We start from the raw sequence: 19,465 nt of genomic DNA, 5'->3' as shown, positions 1-19,465 counted from the left end.
GCGGGTTTGCAGGCATGGCCTGCGCTGGTTCAATTTGTATATCATGTTAGCCGCAACCCGCTCAAGCGGGATCCGACCGGATGGCGGATTCAATCAATATGGGAAATGGTATTTGCGTGAAAAACAGGTTCCGGAACATGGTGGGAGTGTGGGTAATTGTTTGGGCTGCCGCTATTTTGGCCGGCTGCTCGCCGGAGCCCATAAATAGCCCCTACGAGGAAGGCGCATTGGCGCAAAACACGCTGTTTACGGCGTTTTCTCAGCGTTCTCCCAAGTATCTCGACCCTGCCAGTTCTTATTCCACCGATGAAACGCCTTTTACCTATTCCATTTATGAGCCGCTTTACGGTTACCACTATTTAAAGCGCCCCTATCAACTGATTCCCCGGACCGCCGAATCGGTGATCAGCCCCCGTTATTATGACGAAAATGGCAATGTCTTGCCCGATAATGCGCCGGGGGAAAATATTGCAGTGAGCGTGTACGACATTCCGATCAGGAAAGGTATTCAGTTCGCCCCTCATCCGGCTTTTGCCCGCAATAAGAACGGCAATTATCACTATTGGCCCTTGCAACCGGGCGCGCTAGCGAATAAATACGCCTTAACGGATTTCAGCGAAGTGGGCACGCGTGAATTAACGGCACATGATTACGTTTATGGTATTCGGCGGTTGGCCAGCCCCAGGGTGGTCTCGCCGGCGTTTGGGGTTTTGTCTTCTCATATTGAAGGCTTGCGCGAATATGCCCAAGAGCTGCAAGCTTTGGAGAAACAGTGGGAGGAACAAGGCAACAGCCCGGAATGGCTTGATTTGCGTGAATATGGGTTTAATGGCGTGCAGGCATTGGATGACCACACCTTGCGTATTCGTGTCAAAGGAAAATATCCGCAGTTCAAGTATTGGCTTGCCATGACCTTCACTGCGCCTGTCCCGTGGGAGGCCGATCGCTTTTACCATCAACCTGGTATGGCACAACGTAATTTGTCGTTGAATACGTGGCCTGCCGGCACCGGGCCTTATATGCTGGAAACATCAATTCAGAATCGACAGCATGTCATGGTGCGCAACCCGCATTTCAGGCCGTCTCCCTATCCTTGTGAGGGAGAGCCGCAAGACAAAGCGCAGGGGTTGCTGGTTGATTGCGGTAAGCCCACCCCGTTTATTGATCGCGTTGTATTTTCTTTGGAAAAGGAAAGCGTGCCTTTAATGGGCAAATTCTTGCAGGGTTATTACGATGTTCCCGAAGTTGACGGCGGCAGTTACGGCGTGGCCATGCAAGTGGCGGCGGGTGATTCAGCCGAGAAAGCTGAACTTTATGCCGACCGTGGGCTGCAGTTGTTATCTTCCACCGAACCGCAAATCACCTATCTTGGATTTAATTGGCTCGATCCTGTCGTGGGGCGCGGTGACACCCCCGAGCAGCAAGCGCGCAACCGCAAGTTGCGTCAGGCGATTAGTATTGCGTTCGACTGGGAGCAATTTGTATCTATTTTCCTGAACGACCAGGGGCAGGTGGCGCAGGGGCCGTTACCCCCAGGCGTACCGGGGTATCAGCCTTTGCCGGCTGGGCTGAACAAGCACGTTTATACCTGGAAGGATGATCGTGCGGTTCGGCGACCTATTGAGCAGGCCCGGGAGTTGCTTGCCCAGGCGGGCTATCCAAACGGGCGGGACGCAGATACCGGTGAACCTTTAATTTTGCACTTTGATTCGGCTGCCGGTATGGGGTCAAACGCCACGCTCGACTGGATGCGGCGGCAACTGAAGAAACTGAATGTCGAGCTGGAGATTCGAGCCACGGATTACAACCGTTTTCAAGACAAAATGCGTCAGGGCAACGCGCAAATGTTTATGTGGGGTTGGGTGGCCGACTACCCGGATGCGGAAAACTTTTTGTTCTTGTTGTACGGTGCGAATGCCAAAGCGAAAACCGGTGGTGAAAATGCAGCCAATTATCACAACCCTGAATATGACGACTTGTTTGAGCAATTGCGTTTCCTTGATGATGGGCCGCAAAAAGACCGTGTCGTAGCACGCATGGTTGAAATTGTGCAGCGCGATATGCCTTGGATGTTCGGGTTTTATCCGAAGTCCGGCGGGGCGTATCAGGCATGGGTGTCCAATGCCAAACCCACACAAATGGTTCGTAATACCCTGCAATATTTACGGGTGGATCCAGATCAGCGGGTTGCCGGCGTAAAAAAATGGAATGAGCCACGTTGGTGGCCGCTTTGGCTGCTTCTGGCGGTATTGCTAATAGGTGTCTGGCCGGCATGGCGGGTTATTCAACGTCGTGAACGTGCCACCGCGCTGGATCACATGAAAGGAAGGCGTGGCTTATGACTGCTTATATTGTTCGTCGTTTGTTTTACGGTGTTGCTGTGCTCATCGGCGTGAACTTGCTGACGTTCGTGCTGTTCTTTGCCGTTAACACGCCCGACGACATGGCGCGCATGGCCATTGGCGGTCAACGCGTAAGCCCAGATGCAATTGAACAATGGAAAGAAGAACGGGGCTATAACAAACCGTTGTTTTATAACGCGTCGGCTCAAGGCGTGCGGACACTGACGGACACCGTTTTTTATGAACGGTCGGCACCGTTGTTGCTATTCGATTTCGGCTTTTCCGACGGGGGCCGAGACATTGGCTATGAAATTCGCCAACGTATCGGCCCGAGCCTTGCGCTGGCGATTCCGAGTTTCGTGCTCGGTATGTTGGTTAGTGTGTCGTTCGCGTTGCTGCTGGTCTTTTTTCGTGCCACCAAACTGGATTTTGCCGGCGTGGTCGTGTGCGTTGTGCTCTTATCCATTTCCGGGTTGTTCTACATTATTGCCGGCCAGTGGTTGTTCGCCAAAGTGCTGCGCTGGGTGCCGTATTCGGGGTTTACCGACGGGTGGGATAGTTTACGGTTTCTGGTTTTGCCGGTCGTGGTGGCCGTTGTTTCCGGCTTGGGCAGCGAGTCGCGGTTTTATCGCACACTTTTTCTCGAGGAAATCGGTAAAGATTATGTGCGCACGGCCAGGGCTAAAGGTTTAGCTGAGCATATTGTGTTGTTCCGCCACGTGCTGCGCAATGCGATGCTGCCGATTCTCACGGGCACCGTGTCGGCTATTCCATTATTGTTTATGGGCAGCTTGATTGCCGAGTCGTTCTTCGGTATTCCGGGTTTGGGCAGTTATACCATCGACGCCATCAACGCCCAGGATTTCTCAATTGTGCGGGCTATGGTGTTCTTGGGCTCGGCGTTATATATCGTGGGGTTATTGTTGGCAGATATTTCTTATACGCTGGCTGATCCCCGCGTTCGATTCGAGTAGCGCCATGCCAAAATTTGTTTTTCTCTGGACGGATATTTTTGTATTGGCACTGGTGGCGGGGGTGGTGCTTTACGCGTTACATGTCAGACGTACCCCGGCTTTGCGCGCCGCCTGGGCTCAAGTAGGTCGTTCAGCATCGGCCATGTCAGCGGCAGTAGTGCTGTTTTTGTTCACGCTGGTGGCGGTATTGGATTCCGTGCACTATCGCCCTCGTTTGCCTGGTGGGGGCGCTGATAGCGGCCCGGTTTACGCACCGGTGCTGCGCTCGGCACTGGACGACATGATGACCTGGACCCAGCTGAGCCAACCTGAAGCCACTTATTCCGCGCCGCTGGCGATTCGTCAGTTCACCAAAGAAACGCAAATTATCAACGACGAACCGGTGCGGGATTATCCGCGCTTGAAGAACGCCGGCACGCAACTGAAAGAGGACGCATTACATTACCGCGACCTTGGGATGCGGGCGGCGCTGGGTGCACTGGTTGGGGCAGGCTTGAGTATTGTGCTGGCTGTGTTGCTAACGTTACTGCAGCGGCGTCACGCAAGTTCCATGCACGATGCGTTCATGCGCTGGTGGCGGCGCGATATCGATATCCCGGTTCGTGCCATGTGGCTTACCGCAACTGTGATTCTGTTGGTGGCTGGTGTTTTGGTTGCCTTGAGCATGGATTATCACGTATTGGGAACCGATCGCGTCGGTAACGACGTGATGAAGCAGGCGCTGAAAAGTGTGCGAACGGCATTGGTTATCGGGACGCTTACAACACTGGCCATGCTGCCGCCGGCTCTGTTGTTCGGCATCTCGGCCGGATATTTCAAAGGGCGGGTAGACGATGCCATTCAGTATTTGTATACCACGTTAACCTCTATCCCCGGTGTGTTGTTAATTGCCGCATGTGTGCTCATGATGCAGGTTTACATTGATACGCACCCGGAGGCGTTCCCCACCGTGACTGCGCGTGCCGATTTGCGTCTTTTTCTGCTGTGCCTGATTTTGGGTTTAACCGGTTGGGCTGGTTTGTGTCGTTTGCTGCGGGCCGAAGTTTTGAAACTTCGAGAGCTGGAGTATGTGCAGGCGGCGAGGGCGTTTGGGGTGGGGCATTGGCGCATCATGCGTCACCATTTGCTGCCGAATGTCATGCATATTGTCCTCATTACCATGGTTTTACAGTTTTCAGGTCTGGTGCTTTATGAGGCGGTCTTGTCGTACTTGGGTATTGGTGTGGATCCAAGCATGGCCTCGTTCGGCACCATGATTGATGCTTCCCGTACCGAGATGTCCCGTGACCCTATGATTTGGTGGAACTTGCTGGCAGCGTTTGTGTTTATGCTGGCGTTGGTGTTGGCGGCAAACATTTTTGCCGATGCGGTGCAAAAGGCCTTTGATCCGCGCATGCGCAATTTTCAGCCTATGCATGCCAAGCCTATGATGACAAAGGAGCGTTCATGAGTCAGGCGATGGCAACTTCCCGGCTTGATCAAAACGACTGGGTGCTCCAGATTGAAAAGTTGTCGGTGCAACTGCAAACGGAGGCGGGTGTTCATAATGCGGTTCATCTACTTGATTTGGCCCTGCGCCGGGGTGAAACGTTTGCTTTGGTGGGTGAATCAGGTTGTGGCAAAAGTATGACGGCAATGGCGTTGCTGCGCTTGCTGCCTGAGGCCGCTCGCATTAGTTCCGGTACGGTGAAGCTTGGCTCAACCGATCTGAATCAGTTGTCTGAGTCGCGCATGCGAGTTGTTCGAGGCGGGCAATTGGCCATGGTGTTTCAAGAGCCTGCCACCAGCTTGAATCCGGTCATGCCGGTGGGGCGCCAGATTGTTGAAACGTTGCTCGCGCACACATCCTATCGTGGGCAAGCCGCGCGCAAACGCGCTATTTACTGGATGAATCGTGTCGGGATTCACGAAGCGGAGAAACGGATTAACGATTATCCCTTTCAATTTTCGGGTGGGCAAAAGCAACGCATCATGATTGCCATTGCTTTGGCTGCCGAACCGGAAGTGTTGGTTGCTGATGAACCCACCACGGCACTTGATGTCACGGTGCAAGGACAAATTCTGCATTTGCTGGCGGATATACAACATGAAATGGGTCTGGCGATTTTGTTGATTACGCATGATCTGGCCATCGTGAAAAAAGTGGCGCGTTACGTGGCACTTATGAAACAGGGCGAGATTGTGGAAACCGGCTCGGTGGATTCCTTTTTTGATAATCCTCAACATGCTTATGCGCGGCAATTAATCAATGCTATTCCTGCGTATGAGAAACGGGGTCGCTCATTGGTGACCGGACAACGCGTTGTTGAGTCCGGGGACGGATCGAGCACCAGGAGTGCCGGCCCTCCCGTTCTGCAAGTGCGAAATTTGTCGGTCGCTTACCCTCAGCGTGGTGGTTTGTTGCGCCGTGTGCTTGCGTATAAACCCATCGTGGAAGACGTTTCTTTCGATCTCCACGCCGGGGAGACCCTGGCCTTGTTGGGCGAGTCGGGTTGCGGGAAAACGACGACTGCCAAGGCCCTGATGCGTTTGCTTGACCAACAGGCACGAATTCAAGGGGAAGTGCTGCTTGCCGGTAAGTCGCTTTTTAGTGCCAACCGGCGTCAATTACGCATATTGCGTCAATCGATGCAAATTGTTTTCCAGGATCCGTATGCGTCGCTGGACCCGCGCATGGTCGTAGGCGATATCCTTGAAGAGGGCGTGGCGGCATTGCGGCCTGAGCTTGATAAAACACAACGTGCAAATCGTATTCGCAATTTACTTGATCGCGTTGGTTTGCCGGCTAATACGGTGACGCGTTATCCACATGAGTTCTCGGGCGGTCAGCGGCAACGCATTGCCATTGCACGCGCCTTGGCTGTAGAGCCGAAGGTGCTGATTTGCGATGAGCCGACATCGGCGCTTGATGTCTCGGTTCAGGCGCAAATTCTTGAACTGCTGCAAACGTTGCAGAATGAACTTGAGATGGCATATTTGTTTATTACACACAATTTTGGTGTCGTGGAGTACTTATCCGATCGTATCGCCATTATGGACGGCGGCAAGCTGGTTGAAATGAATGACGCCGCATTGGTGCTGCAACAGCCCCAACATGCGCAAACCCAACGGTTGTTGGCTGCCGTGCCGCGCTTGTAAGCGGGTTTTCCACAACATAGCGCTCAGGTCGTGCGCCCGAAAGGGTGGACCTCGCTTATAATGGCGCTATATGACACTTAAAGTATTTGACCTTCAATGTGAACTCGGGCACGTATTCGAAGGCTGGTTTGGTTCCCAAGACGGCTTCGAATCGCAGAAAGAGCGCGGCTTATTATCGTGCCCCGTTTGCAATAGCGCCAACGTCAACAAAAAATTGACGGCAGCCCGTATTAATCGTGGCCGTAGCCAGGAAACAGGGCTGGAACAGGCTGCCAAGTTAGCCGGGGCCTCTGCGGCGGCTTCGGGTGAGCAGGCATTGGCCGCGCCGGCCATGGAGCAATTAGCCAAATTGCAGGCACAAGTTATGCAACAAGTGCGTGAAATTGTGCGTAATACTGAAAATGTGGGAGCGCGGTTTGCCGAAGAGGCGCTGCGCATGCATCACGGGGAAACCCAAGAGCGACCTATTCGGGGGACGGCAACGCAGGAAGAGCGTGTTGCTTTGGCCGAAGAAGGGGTAACTGTGTTACCCGTTCCCGACTATCTCGACGACGACCGCATGCAGTAACGTGCTGCTTACATTACGCGGCTGCGGTATTCGCTTGTGCGCGTATCAATTTCAATTTTGTCGCCAATATTGCAAAACAGGGGAACACTGATTTCCTTGCCGGTGTTGATCGTTGCCGGTTTCAATACCTTGCCCGATGTGTCTCCTTTCACAGCCGGTTCGGTGTAGGTGATTTCGCGCACAATGATAGTGGGCAGTTCAACCGAAATAGCGCGTCCTTCGTAGAATACAACCTCAACAGTCATGCCTTCTTCCAGATACTCAAGTGCGTCGCCCATACTGTCGGCTTCCACTTCGTACTGGTTGTATTCTTCATCCATGAATACGTACATGGGATCGGCGAAGTAGGAGTAGGTACATTCTTTTTTGTCGAGAATGACAACGTCGAATTTTTCGTCCGCTTTATAAACCGACTCGCTGCCGGAACCCGACAGCAAATTTTTGAACTTCAATTTGACGACCGCCGCATTGCGGCCCGACTTGTTGTATTCAGCTTTTTGTACAACCAATGGTTCGTTGCCCACCATAACAACGTTGCCTACGCGCAGTTCCTGTGCGGTTTTCATGTATTAAAACTCCGGGGATAGAAAATGGGGTCGTGTTTTGTTCGCTTGCCAAAAGAAAACATCGTACAGTTTTCGCCGGCACAACCCAAAGCCAATTATTTTAACGCGTTCCTGCATGAAGCGTAAAAAACTGGAGTAAGTTCGTGGCTAAATCGGCTTGTCGCGCCAAATCTGAAGCCCATTGCTGACAGGAATGGCACCAGGCTTGCCAGTGCTCAGGGCGGCTGACCAAGGCGCTGATGATATCCTCGCAACCGGCGGCGTCTGCATGGTTCCAAGCCATTTGCAATTGTTTAACGTGTTCATCAAAAGGACTCTTGTTCAACCAGGCGGATAATTTAAGCAGGTGTGCGTTACTTTCCTGTGGATAAATATGCCAGATAAACGGAGTACCTGCCCATATCGCACGCACGAGAGAGTCTTCCCCCCGTACGAAGTTCAGGTCACTGCCCCAAAGCAAGGTATCAAAGTGCACTTGAGGCACAAAGGGGATCTTGACCAGATGGACATAGGATGCAAGCTGCGACGCATGCGTGCCGTTTTCGTGTGGCTGCAGAATAACCGCTGGTTTCGAGTCGGTGTTTAGCGCGCGCACCAATGCGGTGGTTGGTGCGTTTGGGTAATTGAATAAAAACACCTGGCGCCCGCCGTGCAGAAGCATGTCGCATAGTTCAGCGGGAACGCCCAGCTCTTTCAGTTGAGACCATCGCAGATTGGGCGTTGCCCGCCAGTTGTCGCGACGCTCAAGGAGGTCCGGTTCGCGCAATAATCCCCCTGTTGCAGGCGCAAAGCCAGGGAAAAAGAAATATTTGCGCAAGCCGTTGGGCTGCAAAGACGGCATACCGTGACAGTCATTTACCCAATCTTCAGCGCTCAGGTACTCCAGATTGATCCATAAGCTGTTTTGCTCCAGCATTTTGGGCAAAAAGGGGGCGGGTAAATCGCAGCCAAAGGCCTCAATGACAACATCACCGGCTTGTTCCACCTGGTGAATGCGCTCCCAATGCCATAGGGTAATTTGGTTGGAGAGTGCCTGGTATCCTGAATGATCAATTCGAGGCTCCAGACGCTGAAATGCGGTCAGATTGTCGACCCATAACCTGACGCGATGGGGTGTTTTTTCTGTGAGGCTTCGAGCCAGGCGCCAGCACACTCCGATATCGCCGTAATTGTCGACAACCTGGCAAAACAAATCGATTAACAAAGAGGGGGTTGTTACGGCGACATGCGCCGGTACACCGGGCATGGCAAATTAATGAAAGTGGCGCGGCTCGAGATCAATTTCCTCGGGCAGTTCGGGATGCATCATTTCGCCCAGCGTATTGGGGAAGAAAGGCGCACCGCAATCATCGCATATTTCGCCCTGGGCAAGCCCATTCAGACGCTTGACTTCCTTAATTCCGACCTCAGCAAGCTGTTCGGCAATATGGTCCGGGATATCCGGCAAGCCTTCATTATTGAGGTTGGCTTCTTCTTTGCTGAGAATGGGCCAGACACAACCGTAAATAACCTGATTCGATTGGCGCGTGGTGAAGCCGACCCGATATTCTTCAATGATGCTTTCACCGCATCCGACAATGGTTGCACGAATATCCGACCCATTCAGATTAGCTGCGTTTTGCAGCCAGATGGCAGCTGCCTTGAGTGCCAATGGGCGAATGCGCCGGTCTGCTTCACGGCTGCTGACAAAAAACGCTTCCGGTTGCTGGTAGTCGATTGTGCAGCCGGCGAAAAGCCGATTAAAGCAAGGCTCAATCGACTGCTGCCAGTTTTGAAGGCTTTGCGCGCGCGATTGCACCGCAGGTGCTGATGGTGTTTGCCAATGAAATACGGGCTGCCCTTTGGGGACTGCAATGGCCGCAATGATAAATCGGGCGTCGGCCAGCATGCCTTCTGTATGCGCCAGCGGCGTGATTTCAATAGGCTTAACCTCGCCGGTGACCGCTTGCTTGCCCAATTGCTGGGTTAGGCGTGCCGTATCCTGGAACGATTGCGGCATTTGCTCGAAACTAATGACTTGCGGCAGCAACGCGACACAAGCCTGTGGCGCAGCAATATGCTCGCGGAATGCGGCTTCGATCAGGTCAAAATCTTTGCGTTGCAAAGGGGTCGGCAACGGCAATTGATAGCGGGTCCAGATAAGGATGGGTGCGCTGACCAGAAGAACGTCGTAATCGGCTTTCTCGTGAATTTCAGTTGATTCAGAGAATGTTTCGGCCAGCTCTACCAAAATCTCGTAGGCCTGCATTTTATTTGGAATAAGCTGATCGAGCGCCGTTTCCACATGCCGGTTTTTGCGGCTTTTGTAAAGCTTGCCTATCAGCTGCTTAAGCTGCTCTTCCCAGTAAAGGTCTTCCAGCCGGCTTCCCGACAATGTCAGGGCTTCTGTGAGTTCGAGCAGGCGGCGAACATCGACGGAAAGGCGGGATTGGGGCATTTTATTGGTCAAGGCCATGAGTGTTTCGGGGTAAATAACAGTAATAGTGTAACGCGTGCCGAAAGTAAAAATCCCCCACCCGGTATACGGGCGGGGGAGTCTGTATTTAACCCTGGATAAAAGGATTAGATATTGACGGTTTTGGCTGTTTCGGTGAAGTCCTCGATTTGATCGAAGTTCATGTAGCGATAGATCTCGCCGCTATGTTGCGTGAGAATGCCCATGTCGGCCAAATACTCTTCCTTGGTAGGGATGCGGCCCAGACGTGAACAAATCGCAGCCAGCTCGGCCGACCCCAGGAACACGTTGGCATTTTTGCCCAAGCGGTTGGGGAAGTTTCGGGTACTGGTTGACATCACCGTTGCGCCTTCACGTACCTGTGCCTGATTACCCATGCATAGCGAGCAGCCCGGCATTTCCATGCGGGCACCGGCGGTGCCCAGAACACCATAGTGTCCTTCTTCGGTTAGTTGCTTTTGGTCCATTTTGGTGGGCGGCGCAACCCACAACTTAACGGGAATGTCGCGCTTGTTTTCAAGCAATTTGGACGCAGCACGGAAATGGCCGATGTTGGTCATGCAGCTACCAATAAACACTTCGTCAATCGGTGTGCCGGCTACATCGGACATGGTTTTAACGTCGTCTGGGTCGTTCGGGCAGGCCACGATGGGTTCGTGAATGTCGGCCAGATCGATTTCAATAACGGCGGCGTACTCTGCGTCGGCGTCGGGTTGCAGCAGCTCAGGGTTCTCAAGCCAGGCTTCCATGGCCTTAATGCGTCGGCCAATGGTGCGTTTGTCTTCATAACCGTTGGCAATCATCCACTTCAACATGGTGATGTTGCTGTTGATGTACTCGATAATGGGTTCTTTATCGAGGCGAACGGTACAACCGGCAGCGGAGCGCTCAGCTGAGGCGTCGGATAGTTCGAAGGCTTGTTCCACTTTCAGTTTCGGCAAGCCTTCAATTTCCAGGATGCGGCCCGAGAAAATGTTTTTCTTGCCTTTCTTTTCAACCGTAAGCAATCCTTCCTGAATGGCATAGTAGGGAATGGCGTTAACCAGATCGCGCAACGTTACGCCGGGCTGCATTTCGCCTTTGAAACGAACCAGCACCGATTCGGGCATGTCCAGCGGCATGACGCCGGTTGCAGCCGCAAAAGCCACAAGGCCGGAGCCGGCAGGGAAACTGATACCGATCGGGAAACGGGTATGTGAGTCGCCGCCGGTGCCTACCGTGTCGGGCAGTAGCATGCGATTCAGCCACGAGTGGATAATGCCGTCGCCCGGACGCAGGGAAATACCGCCGCGAGTGCTGATGAAGTCAGGCAGCTCGTGGTGGGTTTTGATATCAACCGGTTTGGGGTAAGCGGCTGTGTGGCAGAACGATTGCATGACCAAGTCGGCCGAGAAGCCCAGGCAGGCCAGATCCTTTAGCTCATCGCGCGTCATGGGACCGGTGGTGTCCTGGCTACCGACCGAGGTCATCTTGGGTTCGCAGTAAGTGCCGGGGCGAATACCCTGGCCTTCAGGTAAGCCACAGGCGCGCCCCACCATTTTCTGCGCCAGACTGAAGCCTTTGCCGCTGTCTTCAGGGTTGCTGGGCAAGCGGAATAAGGTGGAAGGGGGCAGGCCTAACGTTTCACGCGCTTTGGCCGTGAGACCGCGACCAATGATTAAGGGGATGCGGCCGCCGGCGCGCGCCTCGTCGAACAAGACTTCAGACTTAACCTGGAATTCGGCAATAACTTTACCGTCTTTCAGGGCCTTGCCTTCATAGGGACGCAGCTCAATGACATCGCCCATTTCCATTTCGGAAACGTCAAGCTCGATAGGCAGGGCGCCGGCATCTTCCATGGTGTTGTAGAAAATAGGGGCAATTTTGCTGCCCAGGCAGACGCCGCCAAAACGTTTGTTGGGCACGAACGGTATGTCTTGGCCGGTGTACCACAATACCGAGTTGGTGGCTGATTTGCGCGAAGAACCGGTCCCCACCACGTCGCCCACGTAGGCAATCAGATTACCTTTCTCTTTCAGTTCCTGAATGAGCTTGATCGGGCCGATTTTGCCGGGCTCGTCCGGTTCAATGCCATCGCGCGGGTTCTTCAGCATCGCAAGTGCGTGCAGGGGAATGTCGGGGCGGCTCCAGGCGTCGGGCGCAGGCGAGAGATCGTCGGTGTTCGTTTCGCCGCTTACTTTGAACACAGTTAGTGTGAGGCTCTCAGGCACTTCCGGGCGCTGTGTGAACCATTCACCGTCGGCCCAGCTTTGCAAAATTTCTTTCGCGTAGGCATTACCTTTTGCTGCTTTCTCTTGCACATCGTGGAAAGCGTCGAACATCAGGAGCGTGCTCTTAAGGCCTTTCGCGGCAATGGCGGCCAGCGCTTCGTTGTCGAGCAGGTCGATCAGTGGCTGAATGTTATAGCCGCCCAACATCGTGCCCAGCAGTTCAGTTGCCTTTTCAGGCGTAATCAAAGGGCATTTTTCGGTGCCGAAAGCAACGGCGGCCAAGTAAGATGCTTTAACCTTGGCGGCGTCGTCAACGCCTGCTGGTACACGATAGGTAATCAGCTCGACCAGGTTTTGTTCTTCACCGGCAGGCGGATTCTTCAGCAATTCGATGAGGTCTGCCGTTTGTTGAGCAGACAAAGGAAGAGGGGGGATGCCAAGCGCAGCGCGTTCAGCAATGTGTTGGCGGTAGTTATCCAGCATGTGACTTGCCCTTTGATCGAAGATGAGGGAAAAACATAATTGTAAGCTTTCGCCTGTATTCAGGCAAATGTCTTATATCTTATATAAGACATAAGTTCTATTCATTCTAAATTACGTACAGATCAACGTATTCGTGAACCGGCATGTGTTCCAGTTGTGTCTGATTCAACGACACGTCCAGAATGCGTTGTTGTTGCTTCTCGGGGAAGCGGCGTGCCAGGTTGGTACGGAATTTGGCCTCCAGTAACGGAATGCCGTCTTCACGACGACGCTTGTGGCCAATGGGATATTCGCACACCACTTCGTCAAGGGCGGTGCCGTCATTGAACTCGACCTTCAAGGCGTTGGCAATCGCCCGTTTTTCCGGGTTGTGATAGTCGGTTGTGAATGTGGTGTCCTCCACGCATACGATCTTGTCGCGCAGTTCGTCAATGCGTGGGTCGTGGGCAACACTGTCTTCGTAGTCGGCTGCGGTCAGGCGTCCGTATAGAAGCGGCACGGCAACCATGTACTGAATGCAGTGATCGCGGTCGGCCGGGTTGTTCAGAGGCCCTTTTTTGTCGATGATGCGAATGCAGGCTTCGTGTGTGCGGATGGTAATGCGCTTGATGTCATCAACCGACTTGCCGTTCTGCTTAAGCGTTTCATGAATCTGCATGGCGCATTCCACCGCTGTCTGCGAGTGGAATTCGGCCGGGAACGAGATTTTGAACAGCACGTTCTCCATGACATAGCTGCCGTAGGGGCGCTGGAACTTGAAGGGTTGCCCTTTGAAGAGGACGTCATAAAACCCCCAGGTTTTGGCCGACAACACCGAGGGGTAACCCATTTCGCCGGTTTGAGCGATAAGCGCCAGGCGAACCGCGCGGCTGGTGGCGTCGCCGGCGGCCCAGCTTTTGCGGCTGCCGGTATTGGGTGCATGACGATAAGTGCGCAGGCTCTGCCCATCGACCCAGGCCAGCGACAGCGCATTAATGATCTCGTCGCGGTTCAATCCCAACATGTGGGCTACAACGGCCGTAGAGGCCACCTTGACCAATACTACGTGATCGAGTCCGACCTTGTTGAATGAGTTTTCCAGCGCAATACAACCCTGAATTTCATGCGCCTTGATCATGGCGGTAAGAACATCGTGCATGGTCAGCGGTGCCTTGCCTGCGGCAACGGCGGTACGCGAGAGCCAGTCGGCGGTGGCCAGGATACCGCCCAGGTTGTCCGAGGGATGGCCCCATTCGGCGGCCAGCCACGTGTCATTGAAATCGAGCCAGCGAATCATTGTGCCGATGTTAAAGGCCGCCTGAACCGGGTCAAGCTGAAACTGCGTACCGGGCACTTTGGCACCGTGAGGGACTGTGGTGCCGGGCACAATGGGCCCCAGCAGTTTGGTGCATGCAGGGTATTCCAACGCTTCAAGGCCACAACCTAGCGTATCAATTAGGCAGTTGCGGGCCGTTTCGTAGGCCAGCTCACTTTGAATGGTGTAGTTCAGAACATAATCGGCAATGTCGCTTAAAACCTGGTCGGGTTGGGGGCGCACATTGGAGATATGAGTCGTGTCGGCAGACATATAAAGTAATCCTGATAAGTATTAACGCTTGCGGCGCGAAATGGGCACGAACTTGCGATTTTCCGGGCCTACATAATTGGCTGTGGGGCGAATGATCTTGTTGTCGATGCGTTGCTCGATAATGTGCGCGGCCCAGCCGGCTGTGCGCGCTAGTACGAATAACGGTGTAAACATGGCGGTGGGCACCCCCAGGGTGTGGTACGACACGGCCGAGAACCAGTCCAGGTTGGGGAACATTTTCTTGGCATCCCACATCACCGACTCGAGCCGCTCGGCAATCTCGAACATTTTGGTGTCACCGGTGCTTTGGGACAGTTTTTTCGCGACCTTTTTGATGACTTCGTTACGTGGGTCGGAGACGGTATACACCGGGTGTCCGAACCCAATGATGACTTCTTTGTTGGCAACCCGTTCACGAATATCGGCTTCGGCTTGTTCAGGGGTGTCGTAGCGCTTTTGTATATCGAAGGCCACCTCGTTGGCGCCGCCGTGTTTGGGGCCGCGCAAGGCACCAATGCCACCGGCAATGGCGGAATACATGTCGGATCCCGTTCCGGCAATCACGCGGCACGTGAAGGTGGAAGCGTTGAATTCGTGCTCGGCATACAAAATAAGCGAGGTGTGCATGGCGCGCACCCATTCCTTGCTGGGTTTTTCACCATGCAGCAGGTGCAGAAAATGACCGCCAATGCTGTCGTCGTCGGTCACGACATCGATCATTTCACCGCGGTGGCTATAGTGATACCAGTAAAGTAAGGCCGAGCTCAGGCAGGCCAGCAAACGGTCGGCGATATCGCGCGCGTCAGCCAGATTGTGGTCGTCTTTCTCGGGCAAGACACAGCCCAGGGCTGAGACGGCGGTTCGCATGACATCCATGGGGTGGCTGGCTGCCGGCAAGGCTTCCAGAACCTGTTGTACATGTAAGGGTAGCCCGCGCAAACGTTGCAGCTTGGCTTTGTAGGCTTGCAACTCGACTTTGGTGGGCAGGCTGCCGTGAATCAGCAAATAGGCGACTTCCTCGAATTCGCAGGTTTCCGCGATATCCAGAATGTCGTAGCCGCGGTAGTGCAAGTCGTTGCCGCTGCGACCCACGGTGCATAGCGCGGTGTTGCCGGCCACGACGCCCGATAGTGCAACGGATTTCTTGGGCTTGGGCCCGGCGGACGCAGGGGTGTTTTGATCAGGCGCTGCCGCGGCGTGGGCTGTTTGTTGAGTTGTGGCAGACTTGTTTTTGCGTATGCGTGATGTAGCCATGGTGTGTCTCCTGAGCGTTCTAAGGCGCGATGGTTGAAATGGCGTGGTGATAACGTGTTGTGTGGCGGGTTGTTATTTTGGTTCGTTTTGCCGTTGAAAAAGTTGATCAAGTCGGGACTCGTATTCGTGGTAGCCAATAGACTGGTAAAGCTCTTCACGGGTTTGCATCATGTCGACCACACTGCGTTGGTGGCCGTCGCGGCGGATAGCGGAGTAGACGGTTTGTGCCGCTTTATTCATGGCGCGAAATGCCGACAGCGGATACAGCACAATGCCAACACCCGCTTGCCCTAGTTCTTCGGAGGAAAACAACGGGGTTTGGCCAAATTCGGTAATGTTGGCCAACACCGGCACAGACAAAGCCTGGGTGAATCGGCGGTAGGTGTCAAGATCGTAGGCGGCTTCCACAAATACTGCATCGGCGCCGGCCTGGGCGCACGCCTGGGCGCGTTCAAGCGCTGCTTCGACGCCATGAACTGCAATGGCATCGGTGCGCGCGATAATAAAAAACTCAGGGTCGGTGCGTGCATCAACCGCCGCCTTTACCCGGTCAACCATTTCTTGTGTACTCACAATCTCTTTGCCGGGCCGGTGGCCGCAGCGCTTGGCGCCCACCTGGTCTTCAAGGTGGCAGGCCGCCGCGCCGAACTTGATCAGGCTTTTAATGGTGCGGGCGATATTAAACGCCGAAGGGCCGAAGCCGGTATCGATGTCGACCATGAGCGGCACTTCGCACACATCGGTAATGCGGCGCACGTCGGTTAATACGTCGTCTAGCGTATTAATGCCCAGATCGGGCATGCCCAGCGAGCCGGCCGCTACGCCACCGCCCGATAAATAAATGGCGCGAAACCCCGCTTGTTGAGCAAGCAGGGCATGGTTGGCGTTGATCGCGCCAATCACCTGAAGCGGTGTTTCTTGAGAAAGGGCGGTACGAAATCGGGTGCCGGCGGAAGGGGGGGTACGCATAAATTTAATCACCTGAAAAAAAGGCCTCATGACGAGGCCTTTAGTGTGAAGGTATTGCTACCTGGCGCAAAAGGCCTGCGATTAGTTCAACAGGTCTTTAACGCCGTCGCGCTCTTCAAGCAGTTCGTTCAAGGTTTTGTCCATGCGCTCGCGTGAGAACGAATCGATGTCCAGCCCTTCAACAATTTTGTACTTACCGTTTTCCGTGGTAACCGGGAAGCCGTACATGATGCCTTCGGGAATACCGTAGGAGCCATCTGAGGGGATGCCCATGGTGACCCACTTGCCGTTTGAGCCCAACACCCAGTCGCGCACGTGATCAATGGCGGCATTGGCGGCGGATGCGGCTGAAGACAGGCCACGTGCCTCGATGATGGCGGCGCCGCGCTTACCGACGGTAGGAATAAAGGTGTCGCGGTTCCAGGCGTCGTCATTGATGACTTCGGCAAGCTTGTCGCCGTTCGCTGTGGCAAAACGGATGTCGGGGTACATGGTGGGCGAGTGATTGCCCCACACGATCAGTTTTTCGATGTCGGCTACTTTCTTGCCGGACTTCTCGGCCAGCTGCGATAAGGCGCGGTTGTGGTCCAGGCGCAGCATGGCGGTGAAATTTTCAGCGGGCAGGTCGGGGGCCGACTTCATGGCAATGTAAGCATTGGTGTTGGCGGGGTTACCCACAACCAGAACCTTCACATTGCGCGAAGCAACGTCATTCAATGCTTTGCCTTGCTCGGTGAAAATTTTGGCGTTCATTTGCAGCAGGTCTTTGCGTTCCATGCCGGGGCCGCGAGGGCGTGAGCCAACCAGCAAAGCAACGTCGGCGTCTTTGAACGCTTCACGTGGGTCGCTGTGAGCTGTCATGCTTTCAAGCAACGGAAATGCGCAGTCGTCCAGTTCCATCATGACGCCTTTCAGCGCTTTTTGGGCTTTTTCATCTGGAATTTCCAGCAGTTGCAAAATAACCGGTTGGTCTTTACCCAGCATTTCGCCGGAAGCGATGCGGAACAAAAGAGCGTAACCAATTTGGCCGGCAGCGCCGGTTACGGCAACGCGCATGGCGGGTTTTGACATGAGCAAATCTCCGAAAAAGGTGAGAACAGAATTAAATGTGGTAACTCAACCCTGCAGTTTAAATCGTTTGAAGATTAGTGGAAATTACCCCTGCCGTCAACTATCTTATATCTTATATAAGACAAAAGAGTATTAGACAGAAAACGCGAAGCGTGCGAGAATGGCGGGCGTTTTCGAATCCGGTGCTAGGCACAGAATCCTGTTACAAGTATGGCTGATCATTCTTCCATCGACGATGCGGTTATGGCGGGTCGCGCGGCAAGTAGCGCGGCGTATAGCCCGTTGTATCAGCAAATCAAGGCACTGCTATTGCAGAGCCTTGATCAGGGTGAATGGAAGCCGGGTGAGGCGATTCCCAGCGAGTTCGAGCTGGCCGCGCGGTTTAATGTCAGCCAGGGAACCGTGCGTAAGGCTATTGATGAGCTGGCCGCCGATCATTTACTGATTCGCCGGCAGGGTAAAGGCACTTTTGTGGCGACGCACAACGAGGCAAAAGTGCGGTTTCGTTTTTTGCGGCTTACCCCCGACGACGGTAAAGTCAAGCCCTCAAGCAGTCGTATCATCGACTGCAGGCGCATCAAGGCGCCGGTTGATATTGCGCGATTATTGGATTTGCGTCCATCTGATACTGTGGTGAACGTGCGTCGTGTGCTGTCTTTTGAGCAAACACCCACTATTCTGGACGATATCTGGTTGCCTGCCGTTGTATTCAAAGGGCTAACGGCCGAATCGTTGACCCGTTATCGTGGCCCTTTGTACGCCCTTTTTGAGTCAGAGTATGGGGTGAGCATGGTGCGGGCCGAAGAGAAAATCAAGGCGGTTGCCGCCTCCGACGATCAGGCCGGGCTTTTGAATATTGTTTCAGGAAGTCCGGTGCTCCAGGTTGAGCGTGTGTCGTTCACTTACGGCGATCGTCCTATGGAATTAAGAAGGGGCTTATACCTTACCGACCGGTTTCATTACCGTAATACGTTAAGTTGATTTGTTACTGTATTTGATCCCGTTCCCGGAAATAAGCGAAAATACTAATAGCATTTTGCAATAAATTGTTTGTTTAACCTCGAGGCCATCATGTCCGATTCAGCTTCCAAGCCGCGTCCGCAGTACCGCAATCTAAGCGTGCCGCAGATTCTCAGCTACCATCTGCCTTTGGCAGGCAAGTCTTCTATTTTGCACCGCGTCAGCGGCGCATTGCTTTTTCTCTGTTTGCCGCTGGTTATTGTGCCGTTGTTCGCCCTTAGCGTGACGTCGCCCGAATCATTCGCGTCCATCCAAGGCTGGGTTTCCAACCCGTTGTTCAAGTTGGTGTTGCTGGTTCTTATTTGGGGTTATTTACACCATTTCTGTGCCGGCATTCGCTACTTGATTCTTGACCTGCATATTGGCATGGACAAGGTTTCCGCTCAGAAGAGCGCCGGCGTGGTGTTTGGTGTCAGTTTGGCACTTACATTGATCTTCGGTCTTAAATTGTTTGGAGTCTGGTAATGGCTACTCAGGAACGTATTGGTACTAAACGTTTGGTTGTGGGTGCCCATTACGGCACATTTGATTTCATCGTACAGCGTTGTACCGCCATCATCATGGCCGTTTACACGCTGGTTCTGTTTTTCGGGGTTCTGTTCACGTCGGGCATGAGCTTCGAAAGCTGGCAGAATTTGTTCACTTTCCAATTGGGTGCAATACCTGCAGGGCAGTTGCTGGCAACGTTGGCGTTTTTGTCACTGGCCTGGCACGCTTGGATTGGTGTTCGCGATATCTGGATGGACTACGTCACTTCCGCAGGCCTGCGCCTTTTCCTTCAGGTGCTGACTGTTTTGTGGCTGATTGGTTCTGTTGTTTATTTCGCTAAAGTTCTTTGGAGTCTATAA

The 19,465-nt window shown here is 53.7% G+C and carries 16 protein-coding genes; 8 read left to right on the top strand and 8 right to left on the bottom strand.

The genetic code is table 11. The features are described from left to right. The first annotated feature begins 137 nt into the window (after positions 1–137). From CJO09_RS09085 to CJO09_RS09065, 5 genes are all read left to right on the top strand, one after another. Complete coding sequence (locus CJO09_RS09085) at positions 138–2,342, top strand: ABC transporter substrate-binding protein (protein WP_119442264.1); 2,205 nt, start codon at positions 138–140, stop codon at positions 2,340–2,342. Continuing rightward, positions 2,339–3,316 carry an ABC transporter permease gene (locus CJO09_RS09080; protein ID WP_119442079.1) on the top strand — a complete coding sequence of 326 codons (978 nt, stop codon included), beginning with the start codon at positions 2,339–2,341 and terminating at the stop codon, positions 3,314–3,316. The genes CJO09_RS09085 and CJO09_RS09080 overlap by 4 nt, the downstream gene beginning before the upstream one ends. A gap of 4 nt (positions 3,317–3,320) precedes the next feature. Further along, complete coding sequence (locus CJO09_RS09075; RefSeq protein WP_119442078.1) at positions 3,321–4,766, top strand: ABC transporter permease; 1,446 nt, start codon at positions 3,321–3,323, stop codon at positions 4,764–4,766. Beyond that, complete coding sequence (locus CJO09_RS09070; protein WP_245961276.1) at positions 4,763–6,454, top strand: ABC transporter ATP-binding protein; 1,692 nt, start codon at positions 4,763–4,765, stop codon at positions 6,452–6,454. The genes CJO09_RS09075 and CJO09_RS09070 overlap by 4 nt, the downstream gene beginning before the upstream one ends. A 70-nt stretch (positions 6,455–6,524) precedes the next feature. Then, positions 6,525–7,022 carry a DUF1178 family protein gene (locus CJO09_RS09065; protein WP_119442077.1) on the top strand — a complete coding sequence of 166 codons (498 nt, stop codon included), beginning with the start codon at positions 6,525–6,527 and terminating at the stop codon, positions 7,020–7,022. Positions 7,023–7,030: 8 nt separating this feature from the next. Here the strand turns inward: CJO09_RS09065 and efp are convergent, their stop codons facing one another. The 8 genes from efp to CJO09_RS09025 all read right to left on the bottom strand — a co-directional run bounded on the left by efp (position 7,031) and on the right by CJO09_RS09025 (position 17,597). Further along, positions 7,031–7,588 (bottom strand): elongation factor P, encoded by a 558-nt coding sequence (gene efp, locus CJO09_RS09060; protein WP_114421799.1) that lies wholly within the window; start codon positions 7,586–7,588, stop codon positions 7,031–7,033. Positions 7,589–7,688: 100 nt separating this feature from the next. Next, complete coding sequence (gene earP, locus CJO09_RS09055; RefSeq protein ID WP_119442076.1) at positions 7,689–8,834, bottom strand: elongation factor P maturation arginine rhamnosyltransferase EarP; 1,146 nt, start codon at positions 8,832–8,834, stop codon at positions 7,689–7,691. Between the two features lie 6 nt (positions 8,835–8,840). Beyond that, positions 8,841–10,043 carry a DUF2863 family protein gene (locus CJO09_RS09050; protein ID WP_245961275.1) on the bottom strand — a complete coding sequence of 401 codons (1,203 nt, stop codon included), beginning with the start codon at positions 10,041–10,043 and terminating at the stop codon, positions 8,841–8,843. Between the two features lie 107 nt (positions 10,044–10,150). Next, a complete protein-coding gene (gene acnB, locus CJO09_RS09045; protein ID WP_119442075.1) occupies positions 10,151–12,736 on the bottom strand; it encodes a bifunctional aconitate hydratase 2/2-methylisocitrate dehydratase in 2,586 nt (861 codons plus the stop codon). 106 nt (positions 12,737–12,842) lie between these two features. After that, positions 12,843–14,303 (bottom strand): bifunctional 2-methylcitrate dehydratase/aconitate hydratase, encoded by a 1,461-nt coding sequence (locus CJO09_RS09040; protein WP_119442074.1) that lies wholly within the window; start codon positions 14,301–14,303, stop codon positions 12,843–12,845. 21 nt (positions 14,304–14,324) lie between these two features. Next, positions 14,325–15,557 (bottom strand): bifunctional 2-methylcitrate synthase/citrate synthase, encoded by a 1,233-nt coding sequence (prpC, locus tag CJO09_RS09035; RefSeq protein WP_119442073.1) that lies wholly within the window; start codon positions 15,555–15,557, stop codon positions 14,325–14,327. Positions 15,558–15,629: 72 nt separating this feature from the next. After that, positions 15,630–16,526 (bottom strand): methylisocitrate lyase, encoded by an 897-nt coding sequence (prpB, locus tag CJO09_RS09030; RefSeq protein WP_119442261.1) that lies wholly within the window; start codon positions 16,524–16,526, stop codon positions 15,630–15,632. Positions 16,527–16,607: 81 nt separating this feature from the next. Then, complete coding sequence (locus CJO09_RS09025) at positions 16,608–17,597, bottom strand: malate dehydrogenase (protein WP_119442072.1); 990 nt, start codon at positions 17,595–17,597, stop codon at positions 16,608–16,610. 210 nt (positions 17,598–17,807) lie between these two features. Here CJO09_RS09025 and CJO09_RS09020 point away from each other — a divergent pair, with 210 nt between their 5' ends. The 3 genes from CJO09_RS09020 (at position 17,808) to sdhD (ending at position 19,465) form a co-directional block, all read left to right on the top strand. Continuing rightward, the gene (locus CJO09_RS09020) at positions 17,808–18,578 is read left to right on the top strand and encodes a GntR family transcriptional regulator (protein WP_119442071.1); all 771 of its coding nucleotides are present in this window, start codon (positions 17,808–17,810) and stop codon (positions 18,576–18,578) included. 90 nt (positions 18,579–18,668) lie between these two features. Next, positions 18,669–19,082, top strand: a complete 414-nt coding sequence (gene sdhC, locus CJO09_RS09015; protein ID WP_114421806.1) for a succinate dehydrogenase, cytochrome b556 subunit — start codon at positions 18,669–18,671, stop codon at positions 19,080–19,082. Next, positions 19,082–19,465, top strand: a complete 384-nt coding sequence (gene sdhD / locus CJO09_RS09010; protein WP_114421807.1) for a succinate dehydrogenase, hydrophobic membrane anchor protein — start codon at positions 19,082–19,084, stop codon at positions 19,463–19,465. Before sdhC ends, sdhD begins: the two co-directional genes overlap by 1 nt.

Source organism: Neopusillimonas maritima (assembly GCF_003576595.1).
In the GTDB taxonomy this organism is placed as follows: domain Bacteria; phylum Pseudomonadota; class Gammaproteobacteria; order Burkholderiales; family Burkholderiaceae_B; genus Neopusillimonas; species Neopusillimonas maritima.
Note: the sequence above shows the minus strand (reverse complement) of the source record. Positions and strands in the feature narration are given on the sequence as shown.